At 64.5% G+C, this 1,208-nt stretch carries 1 protein-coding gene and 2 pseudogenes; all 3 read left to right on the forward strand.

Going from position 1 to position 1,208, the window contains the following annotated elements; translation table 11 throughout:
* Positions 1 to 84, forward strand: a pseudogene (locus A5775_RS24970) (hypothetical protein); the annotation flags it as partial.
* A gap of 371 nt (positions 85 to 455) precedes the next feature.
* Positions 456 to 755 carry a PE family protein gene (locus A5775_RS15830; protein WP_067167504.1) on the forward strand — a complete coding sequence of 100 codons (300 nt, stop codon included), beginning with the start codon at positions 456 to 458 and terminating at the stop codon, positions 753 to 755.
* Positions 756 to 1,071: 316 nt separating this feature from the next.
* A pseudogene (locus tag A5775_RS15835) lies at positions 1,072 to 1,208 on the forward strand (WXG100 family type VII secretion target); the annotation flags it as partial.

Consider the following 1,208-nt stretch of genomic DNA (forward strand, 5'->3'; position numbering starts at 1 on the left):
GCGGGCGCCGGCGGACACGGCGGGGCCGGCCCCAAATACGGCTTCCGACCCACCGTCATGGCCCGACCACCCTTCGCGGGCTGAGCAGCGGCCATCGGCGCATCAACCTGCTGAAATGGACGAAAGGAGGTTCGAGCGACACGCTACCGGCACGGTCATCGCGGTGACTCGGTGCGACAAGTTGGCCGGCAATCGGATTTATGGCGGCCGACGTGACCGCAGCAACCAGTCCGACGGCCATCAGCAACTTTTTCGGGCGGGGCCTGATGACCTTGGTCATCACCGTCGTGCGAAGGGCTGCGGTCGAGGTCAGACGCTGTTACTGTGTCGTTAACGAAAGTGAATTCGCCGTACCACTACGTGAACAATTGCAAACACGTTGCGTCCGCACCGACCTCGGGGGCCGCAGTCATCTAATCTCGCAGAGTCGGGGATTGAACTAGGAGGGAACAAATATGTCGTTCGTGACCACACAGCCGGAGGCTTTGGCCGCGGCGGCCGGGAATCTGCAGGCTATCGGGTCGACCTTGAGCGCCCAGAACGCAGCCGCCGCAGCCCCAACGACGGGGGTCGTACCCGCCGCTGCCGACGAGGTGTCGGCGTTGACCGCGGCTCAGTTCGCCGCGCACGCGCAGATGTACCAGGCGGTGAGCGCGCAGGCTGCCGCCATCCACGAGGCGTTCGTCAACACCCTGTCCACCAGCTCCGGTTCGTACGCTGCGACCGAGGCAGCCAACGCGGCCGCCGCCGGCTGATTCGCATCGGCGGTTCGGGGCTTGGGACAGACTGTCATCGACGTGGGTTCCTACGTAACCGCCCACGAGGGGCTGAGCTCGGGGCCGCAGGGTCGCGCCCGCGCCGCATCCCCACCAGCAACATGCACTCCGTCAACTCAAACGCCGCGGTTGGGGGCTGACGTCCGTCTCACCGTGACAACGCCCGGTGGCCGCCGGCTGACGGGAAGGGGGGATTATTTCTATCTATTCGGCTCGGCGGTTGCGTAATCCGTAAACGATCCGGCCACCGTCTTAAACCACCACCCAACTAATACGTAATAAGGAGACAGCCGACATGGCAACACGTTTTATGACCGACCCGCACGAGATGCGGGCGATGGCAGGCCGTTTCGAAGTGCACGCCCAGACCGTTGAGGACGAGGCTCGCAAGATGTGGGCGTCGTCGATGAACATCGCCGGCGCGGGCTGGAG

It is taken from the genome of Mycobacterium sp. 852002-10029_SCH5224772 (assembly GCF_001667315.1).
Lineage (GTDB): Bacteria > Actinomycetota > Actinomycetes > Mycobacteriales > Mycobacteriaceae > Mycobacterium.

Bases quoted from the DNA above. Each gene is read 5' to 3' on its own strand.
- A5775_RS15830 (WP_067167504.1), top strand. From the start codon at position 456: ATGTCGTTCGTGACCACACAGCCGGAGGCTTTGGCCGCGGCGGCCGGG.